Origin of the sequence: Caenispirillum bisanense, assembly GCF_900230255.1 — a bacterium.
Lineage (GTDB): Bacteria > Pseudomonadota > Alphaproteobacteria > Rhodospirillales > Rhodospirillaceae > Caenispirillum > Caenispirillum bisanense_A.
Map to the genome: position 1 here is coordinate 178,221 of NZ_OCNJ01000002.1, position 16,158 is coordinate 194,378.

Genomic DNA, 16,158 nt, shown 5'->3' on the forward strand with positions numbered 1-16,158 from the left:
TTCGGAGGCAGCGGCCCGATCAGCCGCGTGCCGTCCGCACGGATCCAGTCACTGGCGTGCCGTCCGCACGCCGGCCGCCAGATCGCGCACCAGGGCGAGCGGCCGGGCGACGGTGTCGGGGCCGGCGGCGCCCTCGGCCGACAGGCTGTCGGTGATCTGCGCCACCACCGCCGAGCCGACCACCGCGGCATCGCCGATGCGGGCGAAGGCGGCGGCCTGCTCCGGCGTGCGGATGCCGAAGCCGACGGCGATGGGCAGGTCCGTGTGGGCGCGGATGCCGGCCACCGCCTGCGCCACCTCGTCCTCCACCGCCGAGGCGGCGCCGGTGATGCCGGTGATGGACACGTAGTAGAGGAAGCCCCCGGCCTCCTTCAGCACGGCCGGCAGGCGCTTTTCGTTGGTGGTCGGGGTGGTCAGGAAGATGAGGTGGATGCCGACACGGTCCAGGTGCTCGTTCAGCTCCGGCGCCTCTTCCGGCGGCAGGTCGACGATGATGAGCCCGTCGCAGCCGGCGGCGCGGGCGGCTTCGGCGAAGCGCTGCGGGCCGTAGGCGTAGATGGGGTTGTAGTAGCCCATGAGGACCACCGGCGTCTCGTCGTCGCCCTCGCGGAAGGCCGCGAGCGTGTCGAGCGTGCCCTGCAGGGTCATGCCCGCCTTCAGCGCCCGCAGGGCGGCGGCCTGGATGGCCGGGCCGTCGGCCATGGGGTCGGAGAACGGCATGCCCAGCTCGATCACGTCGGCGCCGGCGGCCGGCAGGCCCTTCATGATCTCCAGCGCGGTGCGCGCGTCGGGGTCGCCGGCCATGGTGTAGATGACCAGCCCGCCGCGGTTCTCGGCCTTCAGCTTGGCGAAGCGCTCGGCGAGGCGGTCGCGGGCCGCCCCGGTGGCGGTGGCGGCGGTGGCGGTGGTGGAGGCGGCGGTCACAGCGAGGCTCCCATGTCCTGGCCCATCGCCTGGGCGATGGTGTTGACGTCCTTGTCGCCACGGCCCGACATGCAGACGACCATGACGTGATCCTTGGGCAGGGTGCGCGCCATCTTCATGGCCTGCGCCACCGCATGGCTGCTTTCCAGCGCCGGGATGATGCCTTCCAGGCGCGTGGTCTGCTGGAAGGCCTCCACCGCTTCGGTGTCGGTGATCGACACGTACTCGACGCGGCCCACGTCCTTCAGCCAGGAGTGTTCCGGCCCGATGCCGGGGTAGTCGAGGCCGGCCGAGATGGAATGCGCCTCGGTGATCTGGCCGTCGGCGTCCTGCAGCAGGTAGGTGCGGTTGCCGTGCAGCACGCCCGGCCGCCCGCCGGTGAGCGAGGCGGCGTGCTGGCCGGTTTCCAGCCCATGGCCGGCGGCCTCGACGCCGATGATGCGCACCTCCTTGTCGTCGAGGAAGGGGTGGAACAGGCCCATGGCGTTGGACCCGCCGCCGACGCAGGCCACCAGGCTGTCGGGCAGGCGCCCTTCGGCCTTCTGGATCTGCTCGCGGGCTTCCTCGCCGATCACCGTCTGGAAGTCGCGCACCAGGCTGGGGTAGGGGTGGGGGCCGGCGACGGTGCCGATGATGTAGAAGGTGTCGCGCACGTTGGTCACCCAGTCGCGCAGCGCCTCGTTCATGGCGTCCTTCAGGGTGCGCGAGCCGCTGACCACGGGCTTGACCTCGGCGCCCAGCAGCTTCATGCGGAACACGTTGGGCGCCTGACGGGCGATGTCGGTCTCGCCCATGTAGATGACGCACTTCATGCCGAACAGGGCGCAGACCGTGGCCGTCGCCACGCCGTGCTGGCCGGCGCCTGTCTCGGCGATGATGCGGGTCTTGCCCATGCGGCGGGCCAGCAGGATCTGGCCCATGCAGTTGTTGATCTTGTGCGCGCCGGTGTGGTTCAGGTCCTCGCGCTTGAAGTAGATCTTGGCGCCGCCGCAGGCTTCCGTCATGCGGCTGGCGAAGTAGAGCGGGCTCGGCCGGCCGACGTAGTTGGTCAACAGGCCGCGCAGCTCGGCGTGGAAGGCGGGGTCCGCCTTGGCCGCCTCGTAGGCTTCCTCCAGCTCGAGGATGAGCGGCATCAGCGTCTCGGCCACGTAGCGGCCGCCGAACAGGCCGAAGTGGCCGCGTTCGTCGGCACCGGCCCGGTAGGTATTGAGTACGTGCGACATGTCCAAGCGCTTTCGTGCCAGGGGGTTGCGTCGGTCGGTCAGGAGCGGGGCGCAGGCTGGAGCCCGCGCAGGATCAGGTCGACATGGGCGTCGAGCACGGCGTCGAGGTCGAGCGGGTCGATGTCGTGGAACACCAGCGTCCACACCAGTGCCAGCACGACCGGGCCCATGACCACCTCGGGCGCCGCGGCGGCGGGTCCGGGGCGGAACTCGCCGCGCGCCACGGCCTCGGCCACCAGGGCGCGCAGGGCCTTGCCGCCGCGCCGCACCACCACCGTGTGGGCATAGGCGGCGAGCTGCGGGAAGCGGCCGCTTTCGGCGATGAGCAGGCGCAGCACCTCGCGCCGGTCGGTGCCCGCCACCTCGCGGTAGAGCGTCGCCAGCACCTGCTTCAGCACCTCTGCCGCCGAGGCGCCGGGGGTGGCGGCGACCGCCTCCACCACGTCCACCAGCGGCGCGATGGAGCGGCGCACCACGGCGTGGAACAGGTCTTCCTTGCTCGGGAAGTAGAGGTAGACGGTGCCCTTGGCGACGCCGGCGCGCTTCGCCACGTCGTCGACGCGGGTGGCGGCGTAGCCCTTTTCCAGGAACTCGGCGAGCCCGGCGGCGATGATGACGGCCTCGCGGTCCTCCCGGCTGTCGCCGACGCGCGACCGCCGCCGCGTCTTGGCGGCGGGGGCGGGCTTGGTCGGGGCCGACGGGGCGGCGGCGGTCATGGCGGGCGGGGCTCCGGGTCGCGGTGTCTGTCCCGTTGTTATATGACTGACGGGTCAGTCATGCAAGGCCCGTGTCGACATCCCCTGGTCGCCCCGCGGCGTTTCAGGCAGACTGCGCCGGACCGCACACCCCCGCCTGGAGCCTTCGCGTGACGCCCGCCCGCGCCACCCCTGCCGCCGCCGACTCAGACTCCGCCCCGCCGCCGCAAGCCGCCGTCATCGGCCTGACCGCCGTCGTCGCCGCGGTCACCGACGAGGCGCCGCGCGTGCTGGTGGCCCGCCGCATGGCCCACGGCCTGGCGACGGAGGCCCAGCGCGGCGGCCCCGGCATCCCGCACGACAGCCCGGAAACCCTGCCCTACGGCCCCTTCGAGCCGGAGCGCCACCGCACCCTCGAACTCGGCCTGCGGCAGTGGGTGGAGGACCAGACGGGCCTCAGCCTGCGCTACGTCGAGCAGCTCTACACCTTCGGCAACCAGTACCGCGACCCGCGCGAGCTTTACGGCGGGCCGCGGCTGGTGTCGGTCGCCTATCTGGCGCTGACCCACGAGACGGCGGTGGCCGGCAGCGGCGAGGCGGAGTGGCGCGACTGGTACTCCTTCCTGCCGTGGGAGGACTGGCGCGAAGGGCGGCCGGCGGTGGTCGACCACGTCATCGTGCCGCACCTGCGCGCCTGGGCCGACGCCGCCCCCGACGAGCGCCAGCGGCGCGACCGGGCGGACCGCGTCGACATCTGCTTCGGCCTGCACGCCACGGCCGGGCAGGACCGCAGCCGCACGCTCGACCGCTACGAACTGCTCTACGAGGCGCAACTGGTGCCCGAAGCCATGCGCGACGCCGCCGCGGCGGCCCGCACGGCGGGGCGCGAGGCGCCGCCGGTCGATCCCATGCGCCTGACCGTGGCGGCGCAGCTCGGCACGCCGCTGTCGGTGGACAACCGCCGCATCCTCGCCTCCGCCCTCGGCCGGCTGCGGGGCAAGATCGCCTGGCGCCCGGTGGTGTTCGACCTGCTGCCGCCGGAGTTCACCCTGCTCCAACTGCAGCGCGTGGTGGAGGCCCTGGCTGGCGCCCGCCTGCACAAGCAGAACTTCCGCCGCACCCTGCAGCAAAGCGAGATGGTGGAAGCGACGGGGCGCACCGACGACACCGGCCGCGGCCGCCCGGCGGAACTCTACCGCTTCCGCCGCGACGTGCTGCGCGAACGCCACAGCGTCGGCATCGGCCTGCCCCTGGTGCGAACCGGCGACTGACGACGATCGCAATTATCCAAGTTAGAAGAATTCTTGATCATCTGGACAGCCATACGAAAAGTGTGGTCATATTTCTTCCGGAGATCGCGGCGCCTCCCCCAGATGGACCGCCCGGTCTCCTGACCGCAAACAGATGACGAGGAGGGGACACCATGGCACGCATGATGCGTCTGGCGATGGTGGTGACGGCTCTGCCGCTGGCGTTCGGGGCGGTGTCCGCAGTGGCGGCGCCAATCGACGACGCGGCGCTGATGACGGAGGCGAAAGCCCTGTTCGAGCCGGTCCCGCAGGTGGTTCCCAAGGTTTCCGGCAATGCCGTGACCGGCGAGAAGGTCGAACTCGGCCGCATGCTGTTCTTCGATCCGCGCCTGTCGGCCAGCCAGCTTCTGTCCTGCAACACCTGCCACAACCTGGGCATGGGCGGCGACGACAACCTGGAAACGTCGGTCGGCCACGGCTGGCAGCGCGGCCCGCGCAACGCGCCGACGGTGCTGAACGCCGTGTTCAACGTCGCCCAGTTCTGGGACGGCCGCGCCGCCGACCTGAAGGAACAGGCCAAGGGCCCGATCCAGGCCGGCGTCGAGATGAACAACCAGCCGGCCGTCGTGGTGGAGTCGCTGAAGTCCATCCCGACCTACGTCGAGCACTTCAAGCGCGCCTTCCCCGGCGAGGCCGATCCGGTGACCTTCGACAACGTCGCCATGGCCATCGAGGCCTTCGAGGCGACCCTCATCACCCCGGCGTCGCCCTTCGACCAGTACCTGGAAGGCAATGCCGCGGCCATGACCGACGCCCAGAAGCGCGGCCTGAAGACCTTCATCGACGCCGGCTGCGCCGCATGCCACGGCGGCGTGAACCTGGGCGGCCAGGACTACTACCCGTTCGGCGTCGTCGAGCGCCCGGGTGCCGACATCCTGCCGCCGGAAGACAAGGGCCGCTTCACCGTCACCCAGACTGCGGCCGACGAATACGTCTTCCGCGCCGTGCCGCTGCGCAACGTCGCCCTCACCGCGCCCTACTTCCATTCGGGCAACGTGTGGGATCTGAACCAGGCCGTCGCCGTCATGGGCACCGCCCAGCTCGGCCGCGACCTGTCGGACGCCGAAGTGGCGGACATCGTCGCCTTCCTGCACGCCCTCACCGGCGAGCAGCCGCGCGTCGAGTACCCGATCCTGCCGGCGAGCACCAATGCCACGCCGCGCCCGGTTCTGATGATGCCGAACTGACCGTTCGGCGGATCGAAGGGGGCAGGGGCGTCCGGCTGCGGCCGGGCGCCCCTGTCGCTTTTTTGCAACAGGGCTGGAGAATCGGGACACGCTGCTGCACCGCAATGCAACTGTCGACAGTCGACGGAGGTTCTCCCCATGGACCTCATCAAGGAGCCTTACCATGAAGAAGACGCTTCTCCTCTCCGCCCTTCTCGCCCTGCCGGCTTTCGCCACCGCCCAGGCGCAGGAGGTGGAGTTCGTCGGGCCCCAGGCCGGGGACTGGGAAGTCACCATCTCGGGCAGCGGCAGCAGCGACAACGACTTCGACAACACCACCCTCGGCGTCACCGGCAGCGCCGGCAAGTACATGACCGACAACGTGCTGGTCGGCGTGCGCCAGACGCTGAACTTCAGCGACTCGGAAGACAACACCGCCCTGACCGGCGCGACCCGCGTGTTCGCCGACTACGTCTTCGACCTGGGCCGCTGGCGCCCCTACATCGGCGCGAGCGCCGGCGGCATCTACGGCGAGGGCGTGAACAACTCCTTCGCGGCCGGGCCTGAGCTGGGCGTGAAGTACTACGCCGACGACAACACCTTCATCTACGCGCAGACCGAGTACCAGTTCACCTTCCAGGACTCGGACGACATCGACGACGCCTTCGACGACGGCGGCTTCTTCCACGCCATCGGCGTCGGCTTCAACTTCTAACGCCGTCCGGCCGCACCGGCCGCTGCGCAGCGCGAGGGAGGTTTCGGCCTCCCTCGCGCTTTTTTCATGGGCATCGTGGCCCTGTCACGACACTGAAAAATTCCCCTTGACGGCATTATGCTCTATCTGAGCACAATCAGCGTGCTCAGGAACAGCACGACCCATGTGCTCATCGACAGCATTGGTATCGTGCTCACCAGGATCATAAGGGAGCCCGGCAAGCCCATGAACGCCATCACCGGCCGCGAGCGCGACCCCGTCTTCGAGAAGGTGCGGCACGCCGTTTCGGCGCCCGAGTGGGCGCTGATGCGCCCCACAATCGACGCCATCACCCGCCTGAAGCGCGAGCGCAACGCGGTGATCCTGGCGCACAACTACATGAGCCCCGCCATCTACCACGGCGTCGCCGACATCGTGGGCGACAGCCTGGCCCTGGCCGCCCAGGCGGTGGAGGCGCAGGGCGACGTCATCGTCATGGCCGGCGTCCACTTCATGGCGGAGACGGCGAAGCTGCTGAACCCGGCCAAGACCGTGCTGATGCCCGACCTGAAGGCCGGCTGCTCGCTCGCCGAATCGATCACCGGCGCCGACGTGCGGGCCCTGCGGGCGCGCCATCCCGGCGTGCCGGTGGTGGCCTACGTCAACACCTCGGCCGACGTGAAGGCGGAGGTGGACATCTGCTGCACCTCGGGCAACGCCGTGAAGGTGGTGGAAAGCCTGAACGCGCCGGAGGTGATCTTCCTGCCCGACAAGTACCTGGCGGCCTACGTCGCGTCGCAGACCTCCGTGCGCATCATTCCGTGGGACGGCCGCTGCGAGGTGCACGAGCAGTTCACCGCCGCCGACATCGCCGAGTTCCGCGCCGCCCACGACGACCTGACGGTCATCGCCCACCCGGAATGCCCGCCCGACGTTCTCGCCGCCGCCGACTTCGCCGGCTCGACGGCGCAGATGCAGGAGTTCGTGCGCACCCGCACGCCGAAGACCGTGTTCATGGTCACGGAATGCAGCATGTCGGACAACATCACCGCCGAGTCGCCGCAGACCACCTTCGTGCGGCCCTGCATGCTGTGCCCGCACATGCAGCGCATCACCCTGGACAACATCCGCACCGCGCTCGAAACCCTGGAGCCGCGCGTCGAGATCCCCGCCGACGTGGCGGCCCGCGCCCGCGCCTCGGTGGAGCGCATGCTGGCGGTCGGGCGATGAGCGGCGGCGCGCCGGTTCTCGTCGTCGGCTCGGGCGCGGCGGGCATGGCCTGCGCCCTGGCGCTGGCGCCGCGCCCGGTGGTGCTGGTGACCAAGACCGACGGTCTGCCCGGCGGCTCCAGCCTGTGGGCCCAGGGCGGCATCGCCTGCGCGCTCGGCGACGGCGACTCGGCGGAAGATCACGCCGCCGACACCCTGGCCGCCGGTGCCGGTACGGTGGACGCGGACGCCGCCCGCCTGCTCGCCGAAGCCGGCATCGCCGAGATCCGCCGCCTCGTCGCCCTCGGCCTGCCCGTCGACCGCACCGCCGCCGGCGCCGTGGCGCTGGGGCGCGAGGCGGCGCATTCCACCGACCGCATCGTCCACGCCGGCGGCGACGCCACCGGGCGCAAGCTGGTGGAGACGCTGGCGGCGCTGGTGGCGGCGGCGCCGCATGTGACGGTGCGGGCGCAGACGGTGGCGCTCGATCTGCTGGTGCGCGACGGGCGGGTCGCCGGCCTTGCGGTGCTCGGGCCGCTGGGGGTGGAGACGCTGGCCGGACCGGTGGTGCTGGCGACCGGCGGCGTCGGCGCGCTCTATGCCGCCACCACCAACCCGCCGGAAGCCACCGCCGACGGCCTCGCCCTGGCGGCGCGGGCGGGCGCGGCGCTGGCGGACCTGGAGATGGTGCAGTTCCACCCGACCGCCCTCGCGCTTCCCGCCGAAGGCCGCCTGCCGCTGCTGACGGAAGCCCTGCGCGGCGCTGGCGCGGTGCTGCGCGACGCGGCGGGGCGGGCCTTCATGGCCGCCGAGCATCCGCTCGCCGACCTCGCGCCACGCGACGTGGTGGCGCGCGCCCTCGGCACCCGCGCCGCCGCCGGCTTGCCGGTGTTCCTCGACCTGCGGCCGGCCCTGGCCAACCGGGGGGCGGAGGCCTTCCCGCAGGTTCTGGCGCTGCTCGCCGAGGCCGGGTTCGATCCCTATGCGGCGCCCGTGCCGGTGACGCCCGCCGCCCACTACCACATGGGCGGCGTGGCGACCGACCTCGCCGGCCGCACCTCGCTGCCCGGCCTGTGGGCCTGCGGCGAGGTCGCCTGCACCGGCGTCCACGGCGCCAACCGGCTGGCGTCCAACTCGCTGCTGGAGGCCCTGGTCTTCGCCCGCCGGGTGGCGGAGGACGTGGACGCCGCGCCGGCCGACCCGCTCCCCGCACCAGCCGTCTTCCCCGTCGCCCCGCCCGAGACCGCCGCCGCCGTGCGCCGCCTCATGAGCGCCCACATGGGCCTCGTGCGGTCGGGTCGCGACCTCGCCGCCGCCTGCGCCGCCCTCGCGGCCCTGCCGAGCGGTCGCGCCGCGCAGCCCGGCCGGGCTGAGGCGGAAGCCGCCAACCTGCTGCTCGCCGCGCGCTTGATGACGGCCGCCGCGCTGCGTCGCGACGAAAGCCGCGGCGCCCACTGCCGCACGGACGCCCCGGCGCCGGTGGAGGCATGGCGCCGCCGCCACGTCGTCACCCTGGCCGACCTGCTCGCCCCCGCCGCGGCCGAAGCCGCCGCCTGACACCCCGCGGCCGAAGCCGCCGCCTGACCTGCCGAGAGACCATGACCCGCGCCCTCTACCCGTTCCAGCTCGACCCGCTGCTGCTCACCGCGCTGACCGAGGATCTCGGCCAGGCCGGCGACCTGACCACCGACGCCACCGTCCGCCCCGAGGACCGCGCCCGCGGCCGCTTCCACTTCCGCCACGCCGGCCGCGTCGCCGGCATGGCGGTGGTGCGGCGGACCTTCGCGCTGCTCGATGCGGCGGTGCAGGTGACGGTCCACCACGACGACGGCGCCGACGTGCCCGCCGGCACCTGCGTCGCCACGGCGGAAGGCCCGGCCCGCGCCGTGCTGACCGGCGAGCGGGTGGCGCTCAACCTGCTCGCCCGCCTGTCGGCCATCGCCACGACGACGGCCAGGGCGGTGGCGCTGGCGGCGCCGCACGGCTGCCGCATCGCCTGCACCCGCAAGACGACCCCCGGCCTGCGGGCGCTGGAGAAGCACGCTGTGCGCGTCGGCGGCGGCACCAACCACCGCTTCGGCCTGGATGACGGGGTGCTCATCAAGGACAACCACATCGTCGTCGCCGGCGGCGTCGGCGCGGCGCTCACCCGCGCCCGCGAGGCGCTCGGTCACATGGTGAAGATCGAGGTGGAGGTCGATACGCTCGACCAGCTGGACGAGGTGCTGGCGCTCGGGCTGGCCGACGCCGTGCTGCTCGACAACATGGCGCCGGACACCCTGCGCGAGGCGGTGCGCCGCGTCGCCGGCCGCCTGACGACGGAAGCCAGCGGCGGCATCACCATGGCGAACCTGGAGGCGGTGGCGCAGACCGGGGTGGACCTGATCTCGCTCGGCTTCCTCACCCATTCCGTCCCGGCGCTCGACATCGGCCTGGATTTCGAGGTGGTGTGAGGAGGTATCAGAACCCCACGTCCGTCGCTGCCTGCTTCAGCAGTTCCACCGACCGCCGCAGGCCGTCGCGTTCATCGCGGTCGAGGTCGGGCATGATGGTGCCGAGCACGCCCGCCCGCCCGACGATGCGCGGCAGGCTGGCGGCCACCTGCGGCACGCTTTCGATGCTGTCGGAGACGACGGAAACGGTCAGCATGGCACGCTCGTCGCCGCCGATGGCCTGGCAGATGCGCATGAGGCCGCCGCCGATGCCGTACCACGTCGCCCCCTTGCCGGCGATGATGTGGTAGGCGGCGCGCCGCACCTTCTCGTCTATGTCGGCCTTGGCGGCGTCGTCCAGCGGCTTGCCGACCTGGCGCGCGAGGTCTTCCACCCGCACCGTGCCGGCGATGGCCGACGACCAGCACAGCACCTCGGAATCGCCGTGCTCGCCCAGCACGTAGCCGTGCGTCGACTTGGCGGAGATACCCAGGTGATTGGCGATCAGGCCGCGGAAGCGGGCGGTGTCGAGGATGGTGCCCGAGCCGATCACCCGCTCCGGCGGCAGGCCCGACAGGCCCGTCGCGATCTGCGTCATCACGTCCACCGGGTTGGTGGCGACCAGCAGGATGGCATCCGGCGCCGCCTTCAGCACCGGCGGGATGATGGCGGCGAAGACTTCGGCATTGCGGCCGAGCAGTTCCAGGCGGGTCTCGCCCGGCTTCTGGTTGGCGCCGGCGGCCAGGATCACCACCGCCGCATCGGCCAAGTCGGCGTAAGACCCGGCGCGCACGGTGACGGCATAGGCAAACGGCGTCGCGTGGCGGATGTCCTGCGCCTGGGCTTCGGCCAGCGCCTCGTTGACGTCGACCAGCACCACCTCCGACGCCGCGCCGCGCAGGACCAGGGCATAGGCCGCCGCCGAGCCCACCATGCCGCATCCCACCACGCCTACCTTCATGGTCCGCCTCCTCGCGTTCGTGCCGTCGGTCTGTCTTGCCTTTCCCCAGGGTGGAGCGCTAGGCTGGCCCTGACCAGGGGAACAGGACATGAACGACGGAAACCTTTCGCCCGCCGCCCGCGCCACCACCCGCGGCGTCTGCCGCCATCTCGTCGACCGTGGCTATGCGCCGGTCACCGAGGTAACGCTCGCGACGGGGCGCCGGGTGGACGTCATGGCGCTCGCCCCGGACGGATCGCTGCTGGTGGTGGAGGTGAAAAGCTGTGCCGCCGACTATCTGTCCGACGGCAAGTGGGAGGAATACCTGGAGTACTGCGACGCCTTCACCTTCGCGGTGCCGCCGGACTTTCCGCTCGATCTGCTGCCGGCGGCGGAAGGGCTCATCGTCGCCGACGCCCACGAGGCCGCGGTGCTGCGCCCGCCGGCGCCGCGCCCGAAGCTGCACGCCAGCCGCCGCAAGGCGGTGACCCACCTGTTCGCCACCACCGCCGCCTGCCGCCTCCGCCTCCTGCTCGACCCGCCCATGGCGCGCGTGCTGGCGGAGGGGTAGGGCGGCGGCGCGGCGGCGCGCCTCAGCGGGCGCTGGCGAGCAGGCCGTCGGGCATGCAGCTCTTCGGCTCCACGGCCAGCAGGCCGACCTTTTCCGCCGAGTAGCTGTCGAGCTGGTTGGCCGAGACGCTCTCGCCCCGCATCTCGCTGTAGATGGACGCGGCGCGGGCGCAGAAGGCGTCGCGGTCGTCCAGGCTGAGGCGCGAGGCCTCGTTGGCGAGCAGGGTGACGTAGCGGTTCAGCTTGTCGGTGCCGCCCTTGCCGTAGGACCGGCCGAAGTAGCGGATCAGCGAGTCGCCGTGGCGCTGCAGGGTCGGGCGGTACTTGATGACGAAGGCGTTGTAGTCTTCGACGGTGCCGCAGCTCAGCGACGCCACCACCAGCCAGGTCTGCAGCGAGCGCACGTGCAGCGCCGCGGCTTCCGAGGTGTCGGCGCAGCCCTTGGTCTTGGCAGCGGTGGTCGAAGCGGCCAGCGTCGGCGAGGACACGGCGAAGGCGGCGGCCAGGGCGACGGCCGCGAGCCCGGCCCGGCGCAGCAGCGGACGGCGCGAAACGATCGTCATGCGGAGACACTCCTCGGCGGCGGCGATTAGGGTCGAAAGGTCGGCAATGCGCCGACTTCAGCCGCCGAAGCTAGCGAAAGCGGAAGAGGAAGCCTAGCGGAAAAGCAGGGTCAACGGCCGGCGATGCGATCCATCGCAGCCGCCAGGCGAACATCCCGTTCGGTCAACCCGTTTGCGTCGTGGGTGGACAGGGTTACGTCTACGCGGTTGTAGACGTTGGCCCACTCCGGATGGTGGTCCATGGCCTCGGCGACGAGCGCGACGCGGGCCATGAACCCGAAGGCCTCGTTGAAGTCGGCGAAGCGGAAGCTGCGCGCGATGGCGTCGCGCCCCTCCACCGGCGTCCAGGCGGGCAGGGCGGCCAGGGCCTCGGCGCGGGCGGCACCTTCCAGTTTCTCGATCATCGGCATCCCCTTTCACCAACGACGGTTGCAGCGGCGGGCGGTGCGGGTCACAGTCGTCATGAGCCCGCCGGCGCCGCCGTCCGTTGCCATGCAGGTGGGCCCGCCCCGCCGCCGCATCAACCGTCGCGCAAGCCGAGCCCCCAATGACCGCCTCTTCCGCCTCCCCCGACGCCCGCACCCTGACCGCCCCCTCCGCCGCCGACTTCGAGGCCATCGCCCGCGAGGTGCTGGCGGAACTGGCCGACACGCCCTTCGGGCCGGCCATCGCCGACCTGCTGGTGCGCGTCGACGACTTCTGCGACGAAGAGATCGAGCGCGAGATGGAGCTGGAGAGCCCCTTCGACCTGCTCGGCCTCTATTCCGGGGTGTCCATCGACCGCCAGAGCGTGCACGACGTGCGCACCGCGCCCGACATGGTGTTCCTCTACCGCCGTCCCATCCTAGACTACTGGTGCGAGAGCGGCGAAGACCTGCACCACGTGGTGCGCCACGTGCTGATCCACGAGATCGGCCATCACCTCGGCTTCTCCGACGACGACATGGAGGAAATCGAGGGCGCCGACTGACGGCGCCGCGTTCCTCCCCTTTTCGTCCCGCCCCGCCGCGTTTCCCCTGCGAGGACCCTTCATGCCGCTCGATCCGCTGCCCGCCGACCGCCTCCATACCCCCTGCCGCGAGGCGGATCTGCCCTTCGAGACGACGGCCGAGCTGCCCGACCAGGAAGACACCGTCGGCCAGGAGCGGGCGGTGGAGGCGGTACGCTTCGGCATCGGCATCCGCGCCGACGGCTACAACATCTTCGCCGCCGGGCCGCAGGGCACCGGCAAGTCGAGCCTGGTGCGCCAGTTCATCGGCCGCGCCGCCGCCGCCCAGCCGCGCCCCGACGACTGGTGCTACGTCCACAACTTCGACGACCCGCAACGGCCGCGCGCCCTGCGCCTGCCTGCCGGGCGCGGGCGGGCCTTCCAGCGCGCCATGGAGCGTCTGGTGGAGGAACTCCAGGCCGCCATCCCCGCCGCCTTCGAGGCCGACGACTACCGCGCCCGCCGCCAGGCCATCGAGGACGAGTTCAAGGAACGCCAGGAACGCACCTTCGGCGAGGTCCAGACCAAGGCGCGCGCCCGCGGCGTCGCCCTGGTGCGGACGCCGGTCGCGCTGGCGCTGGCGCCCCTCAAGGACGGCGAGGTGTTGAGCCCCGACGAGTTCGAGAAACTGTCCGAGGACGAGCGCGCCGACCGCAAGCAGGCCATGGAGGAACTGCAGGAGGACCTGCAGACCCGCATGCGCGAGATCCCCAAGTGGGAAAAGGAACAACGCGAGCGCGTCCGCGAACTCGACCGCGACGTCACCGAATACGCCGTCGGCCACCTCATCGACGACCTGCGCGCCGACTACGAGGACTGCCCGGCGGTGCTGGCGCACCTGGATACGGTGCGCAAGAACCTGGTGGAGCGGGTCGACCAGTTCCTGCCGGAAAGCGAGGAACTGCGCCAACTGCCGCCGCAGATCCGCAAGCAGTTGGGCGGCAACCGCGAGGAGACGCACGAGCAGTACAAGGTGAACGTGGTCATCGGCCGCCACGAGAACGGCGGCGCCCCGGTGGTGGAGGAAGACCACCCGAGCCAGCCGAACCTCGTCGGCCGCATCGAGCACCAGCAGCGCTACGGCGCCCTGGTGACCAACTTCACCCTCATCCGTCCCGGCGCCCTGCACCGCGCCAATGGCGGCTATCTGGTGCTGGACGCCCGCAAGCTGCTCATGCAGCCCTTCGCCTACGAGGACCTGAAGCGCGCCCTGCGCACCCGCGAAATCCGCATCGAGGCTCCGGGCGCCTCCTTCGGCATCTTCACCACCACCTCGCTGGAGCCCGAGCCCATCCCGCTCGACGTCAAGGTCGTGCTCATCGGCGAGCCCATGGTCTACTACCTGCTCAGCCACCACGACCCCGAGTTCCGCGAGCTGTTCAAGGTGCAGGCGGACTTCGATTACCGCATGCACCGGCGCGACGACACGACGCTGGCGCTCGCCCGGCTGGTCGGCACCATGGCGCGGCGCGACGGGCTGCGGCCGCTCGACCGCTCGGCGGTGGCGCGGGTGATCGACCACGCCGCCCGCCTCGCCGACGACAGCGAGCGGTTGACGACGCACATGGGCTCGGTCGCCGATCTGGTGCGCGAGGCCGATTTCTGGGCCGGCGAGCGCGGCGCCGAGGTGGTCTCCCGCCGCGACGTGCAGCAGGCCATCGACGCCAAGACCTACCGCACCGACCGGGTGCGCGAGCACATCCAGGAGGAATTCGCCCGCGGCACCCTGATGGTCGACACCGACGGCGAGAAGGCCGGGCAGATCAATGGCCTCGCCGTGCTGCAACTGGGCACCTTCGCCTTCGGCCGACCGAGCCGCATCACCTGCCGCGTGCGCATGGGGCGCGGCGAGCTGGTCGACATCGAGCGCGAGGTCGGCACCGGCGGCGAGCTGCACACCAAGGGGGTGCTCATCCTGTCGGGCTTCCTGGCCGCCCGCTTCGGCCAGGACGGGCCGCTCAGCGTCTCGGCGAGCCTGGTGTTCGAGCAGTCCTACGGCCTGATCGACGGCGACAGCGCCTCCTGCGCCGAACTGTACGCGCTGCTGTCGGCGCTGGCCGACGTGCCCATCCGGCAGGGCTTCGCCGTGACGGGTTCGGTCAACCAGTTCGGCGAGGTGCAGCCCATCGGCGGCGTGAACGAGAAGATCGAGGGCTTCTTCGACGTCTGCGCCGCCCGCGGCCTGACCGGCGACCAGGGCGTGCTGATCCCCGCCAGCAACGTGAAGAACCTCATGCTGCGCCCCGACGTGGTGGAGGCGGCCGCGGCCGGGCGCTTCCACATTCACGCCGTGTCCACCGTCGACGAGGGCATCGAGATCCTGACCGGCATCCCGGCCGGTGCGCCCGACGACGGCGCCGGCTGGCCCACCGGGTCCATCAACCGCCGCGTCGCCGCGCGCCTCGCCCAGTGGCGCCGCCGGGCGCTGGAGCTGTCGGCGGCCGGCAGCGGGCGCAACGGCAACGGCGGCCGCGGATGACGGGCGGGGCGGAGCGGGCGGAGGACGCCTGGGGCGCAATCGTGGTGGCGCTCGACGCCTCGCCGCTGTCGCTGGCCGGCCTGCGGCTGGCGGCGCGGCTGGCGCGGCACTTCGGGGCGCCGGTGAGCGCCGTCTGCGTCGAGGACGCCGACATCGCCCGCCTCGCGCGGCATCCGGGCGCCGTCGCCCTGTGCACCCTGACCGGCCGCGCCCGGCCGCTGGCCCTGACGCCGGAGGCCATCGCCGGTACTCTGGCCGGGCAGCGGCGGGCGGCGCAGGCGGCGGTGGACGCCGTGCAGCGGGCGCTGGCCGACGAAGACCTCGGCACCGCGCCCGAGGGCGAAGCGGCGGCCTCCTTCGACCTGCCGCTGCACCGCCGCCAGGGGGCGGTGGCGCGCGAGATCGCCGCCGCCCTGGCCGAGACGGCCGGCGGCTGCGATCTGCTGGTGCTGGGCGCGGTCGGGCAGGCGCGGACGCGCTGGCAGCGCAGCCGTGGCGGGCCGCTGGGCTCGACGGCGCGGGCGCTGGTGGGCGAGGTGGCGCCGTCGGCGCCGCGGGTGCTGGTGCTGCGCCGGCCGCTGGACGAGCGGCCGCCGGTGTTCTGCGCCTGGGACGGCTCGGCCGGGGCGCTGCGGGCCTTCGACACCGCCTGCGCCCTGGCGGCCGCCGCCGACACCGGCGTCGCCGTCCTCGCCTTCGGCGACGGCCCGGCCGAGGAGCGCCGGCTGGGCGAGCGGGCGCGGTCGCGCGGCGTGCGCCTGCGGGTGCAGTCCCTGCCGCCGCCGACGCCCCCGCGGCTGGTGCGGGCGGCGGACTTTCCGCAGGCCGTATTGGTCCTTCCGGCCGAATTGGCCATGACTGTCGGCCTATCGACCCCCGACCTTATTGACCGTTTGTCGTGCTCCGTTCTATTGGTCCGCTGATGCTGCGGCGGAGTGGTTTCCGCTGCGGTGCACAATCAAGAAT

Annotated in this window: 16 protein-coding genes; 10 read left to right on the top strand and 6 right to left on the bottom strand. The window is 72.0% G+C overall.

Annotated features, from left to right (window positions below; translation table 11 throughout):
- Positions 1–48 precede the first annotated feature (48 nt).
- Genes trpA through CRP50_RS05325 form a run of 3 tightly spaced genes read right to left on the bottom strand, consistent with a single transcriptional unit; the run spans position 49 to position 2,863 of the window.
- On the bottom strand, positions 49–924 hold the full coding sequence (trpA, locus tag CRP50_RS05315; RefSeq protein ID WP_097277952.1) for a tryptophan synthase subunit alpha: 876 nt from the start codon (positions 922–924) through the stop codon (positions 49–51).
- Positions 921–2,147 carry a tryptophan synthase subunit beta gene (trpB, locus tag CRP50_RS05320; RefSeq protein WP_097277953.1) on the bottom strand — a complete coding sequence of 409 codons (1,227 nt, stop codon included), beginning with the start codon at positions 2,145–2,147 and terminating at the stop codon, positions 921–923. The genes trpA and trpB overlap by 4 nt, the downstream gene beginning before the upstream one ends.
- Positions 2,148–2,185: 38 nt before the next feature.
- Positions 2,186–2,863 carry a TetR/AcrR family transcriptional regulator gene (locus CRP50_RS05325; protein WP_097277954.1) on the bottom strand — a complete coding sequence of 226 codons (678 nt, stop codon included), beginning with the start codon at positions 2,861–2,863 and terminating at the stop codon, positions 2,186–2,188.
- Positions 2,864–3,012: 149 nt separating this feature from the next.
- Between CRP50_RS05325 and CRP50_RS05330 the strand changes: the two genes are divergently transcribed.
- From CRP50_RS05330 to nadC, 6 genes are all read left to right on the top strand, one after another.
- Positions 3,013–4,113 (top strand): NUDIX hydrolase, encoded by a 1,101-nt coding sequence (locus CRP50_RS05330; RefSeq protein ID WP_245913378.1) that lies wholly within the window; start codon positions 3,013–3,015, stop codon positions 4,111–4,113.
- Positions 4,114–4,274: 161 nt separating this feature from the next.
- Positions 4,275–5,339, top strand: coding sequence for a cytochrome-c peroxidase (locus CRP50_RS05335; protein ID WP_097278349.1), 1,065 nt, complete (start codon positions 4,275–4,277; stop codon positions 5,337–5,339).
- 163 nt (positions 5,340–5,502) lie between these two features.
- Positions 5,503–6,033: an outer membrane beta-barrel protein gene (locus CRP50_RS05340; protein ID WP_176525039.1), complete on the top strand. Its 531-nt coding sequence runs from the start codon at positions 5,503–5,505 to the stop codon at positions 6,031–6,033.
- A gap of 225 nt (positions 6,034–6,258) precedes the next feature.
- Positions 6,259–7,242 carry a quinolinate synthase NadA gene (nadA, locus tag CRP50_RS05345; protein ID WP_097277955.1) on the top strand — a complete coding sequence of 328 codons (984 nt, stop codon included), beginning with the start codon at positions 6,259–6,261 and terminating at the stop codon, positions 7,240–7,242.
- Positions 7,239–8,777, top strand: coding sequence for an L-aspartate oxidase (locus tag CRP50_RS05350; protein ID WP_097277956.1), 1,539 nt, complete (start codon positions 7,239–7,241; stop codon positions 8,775–8,777). Before nadA ends, CRP50_RS05350 begins: the two co-directional genes overlap by 4 nt.
- Positions 8,778–8,818: 41 nt before the next feature.
- Positions 8,819–9,673, top strand: coding sequence for a carboxylating nicotinate-nucleotide diphosphorylase (gene nadC / locus CRP50_RS05355; protein WP_097277957.1), 855 nt, complete (start codon positions 8,819–8,821; stop codon positions 9,671–9,673).
- 7 nt (positions 9,674–9,680) lie between these two features.
- Here nadC and CRP50_RS05360 read toward each other — a convergent pair whose 3' ends face one another.
- Positions 9,681–10,613: an L-lactate dehydrogenase gene (locus CRP50_RS05360; protein WP_097277958.1), complete on the bottom strand. Its 933-nt coding sequence runs from the start codon at positions 10,611–10,613 to the stop codon at positions 9,681–9,683.
- Between the two features lie 88 nt (positions 10,614–10,701).
- Here CRP50_RS05360 and CRP50_RS05365 point away from each other — a divergent pair, with 88 nt between their 5' ends.
- Positions 10,702–11,163 (top strand): MmcB family DNA repair protein, encoded by a 462-nt coding sequence (locus tag CRP50_RS05365; protein ID WP_097277959.1) that lies wholly within the window; start codon positions 10,702–10,704, stop codon positions 11,161–11,163.
- 22 nt (positions 11,164–11,185) lie between these two features.
- On the opposite strand, the gene CRP50_RS05370 is transcribed toward CRP50_RS05365, so the two are convergent.
- Positions 11,186–11,725 (bottom strand): hypothetical protein, encoded by a 540-nt coding sequence (locus tag CRP50_RS05370; RefSeq protein WP_097277960.1) that lies wholly within the window; start codon positions 11,723–11,725, stop codon positions 11,186–11,188.
- A gap of 110 nt (positions 11,726–11,835) precedes the next feature.
- Positions 11,836–12,129 carry a 4a-hydroxytetrahydrobiopterin dehydratase gene (locus CRP50_RS05375; RefSeq protein WP_097277961.1) on the bottom strand — a complete coding sequence of 98 codons (294 nt, stop codon included), beginning with the start codon at positions 12,127–12,129 and terminating at the stop codon, positions 11,836–11,838.
- A 143-nt stretch (positions 12,130–12,272) separates the two neighbouring features.
- Between CRP50_RS05375 and CRP50_RS05380 the strand changes: the two genes are divergently transcribed.
- The 3 genes from CRP50_RS05380 to CRP50_RS05390 all read left to right on the top strand — a co-directional run bounded on the left by CRP50_RS05380 (position 12,273) and on the right by CRP50_RS05390 (position 16,115).
- Positions 12,273–12,695, top strand: a complete 423-nt coding sequence (locus CRP50_RS05380; RefSeq protein ID WP_097277962.1) for a metallopeptidase family protein — start codon at positions 12,273–12,275, stop codon at positions 12,693–12,695.
- 61 nt (positions 12,696–12,756) lie between these two features.
- Complete coding sequence (locus CRP50_RS05385; RefSeq protein WP_097277963.1) at positions 12,757–15,192, top strand: Lon protease family protein; 2,436 nt, start codon at positions 12,757–12,759, stop codon at positions 15,190–15,192.
- Complete coding sequence (locus CRP50_RS05390) at positions 15,189–16,115, top strand: universal stress protein (RefSeq protein ID WP_097277964.1); 927 nt, start codon at positions 15,189–15,191, stop codon at positions 16,113–16,115. The genes CRP50_RS05385 and CRP50_RS05390 overlap by 4 nt, the downstream gene beginning before the upstream one ends.
- Positions 16,116–16,158 lie beyond the last annotated feature (43 nt).

Excerpts from the sequence above, each read along its gene's own strand:
- nadC (WP_097277957.1), top strand. The coding sequence starts at position 8,819 with ATGACCCGCGCCCTCTACCCGTTCCAGCTCGACCCGCTGCTGCTCACC.
- CRP50_RS05350 (WP_097277956.1), top strand. The coding sequence starts at position 7,239 with ATGAGCGGCGGCGCGCCGGTTCTCGTCGTCGGCTCGGGCGCGGCGGGC.
- CRP50_RS05370 (WP_097277960.1), bottom strand. The coding sequence starts at position 11,725 with ATGACGATCGTTTCGCGCCGTCCGCTGCTGCGCCGGGCCGGGCTCGCG.
- CRP50_RS05340 (WP_176525039.1), top strand. The coding sequence starts at position 5,503 with ATGAAGAAGACGCTTCTCCTCTCCGCCCTTCTCGCCCTGCCGGCTTTC.
- CRP50_RS05335 (WP_097278349.1), top strand. The coding sequence starts at position 4,275 with ATGATGCGTCTGGCGATGGTGGTGACGGCTCTGCCGCTGGCGTTCGGG.
- CRP50_RS05375 (WP_097277961.1), bottom strand. The coding sequence starts at position 12,129 with ATGATCGAGAAACTGGAAGGTGCCGCCCGCGCCGAGGCCCTGGCCGCC.
- trpB (WP_097277953.1), bottom strand. The coding sequence starts at position 2,147 with ATGTCGCACGTACTCAATACCTACCGGGCCGGTGCCGACGAACGCGGC.
- CRP50_RS05385 (WP_097277963.1), top strand. The coding sequence starts at position 12,757 with ATGCCGCTCGATCCGCTGCCCGCCGACCGCCTCCATACCCCCTGCCGC.
- CRP50_RS05380 (WP_097277962.1), top strand. The coding sequence starts at position 12,273 with ATGACCGCCTCTTCCGCCTCCCCCGACGCCCGCACCCTGACCGCCCCC.
- CRP50_RS05360 (WP_097277958.1), bottom strand. The coding sequence starts at position 10,613 with ATGAAGGTAGGCGTGGTGGGATGCGGCATGGTGGGCTCGGCGGCGGCC.
- CRP50_RS05325 (WP_097277954.1), bottom strand. The coding sequence starts at position 2,863 with ATGACCGCCGCCGCCCCGTCGGCCCCGACCAAGCCCGCCCCCGCCGCC.
- nadA (WP_097277955.1), top strand. The coding sequence starts at position 6,259 with ATGAACGCCATCACCGGCCGCGAGCGCGACCCCGTCTTCGAGAAGGTG.
- CRP50_RS05390 (WP_097277964.1), top strand. The coding sequence starts at position 15,189 with ATGACGGGCGGGGCGGAGCGGGCGGAGGACGCCTGGGGCGCAATCGTG.
- CRP50_RS05365 (WP_097277959.1), top strand. The coding sequence starts at position 10,702 with ATGAACGACGGAAACCTTTCGCCCGCCGCCCGCGCCACCACCCGCGGC.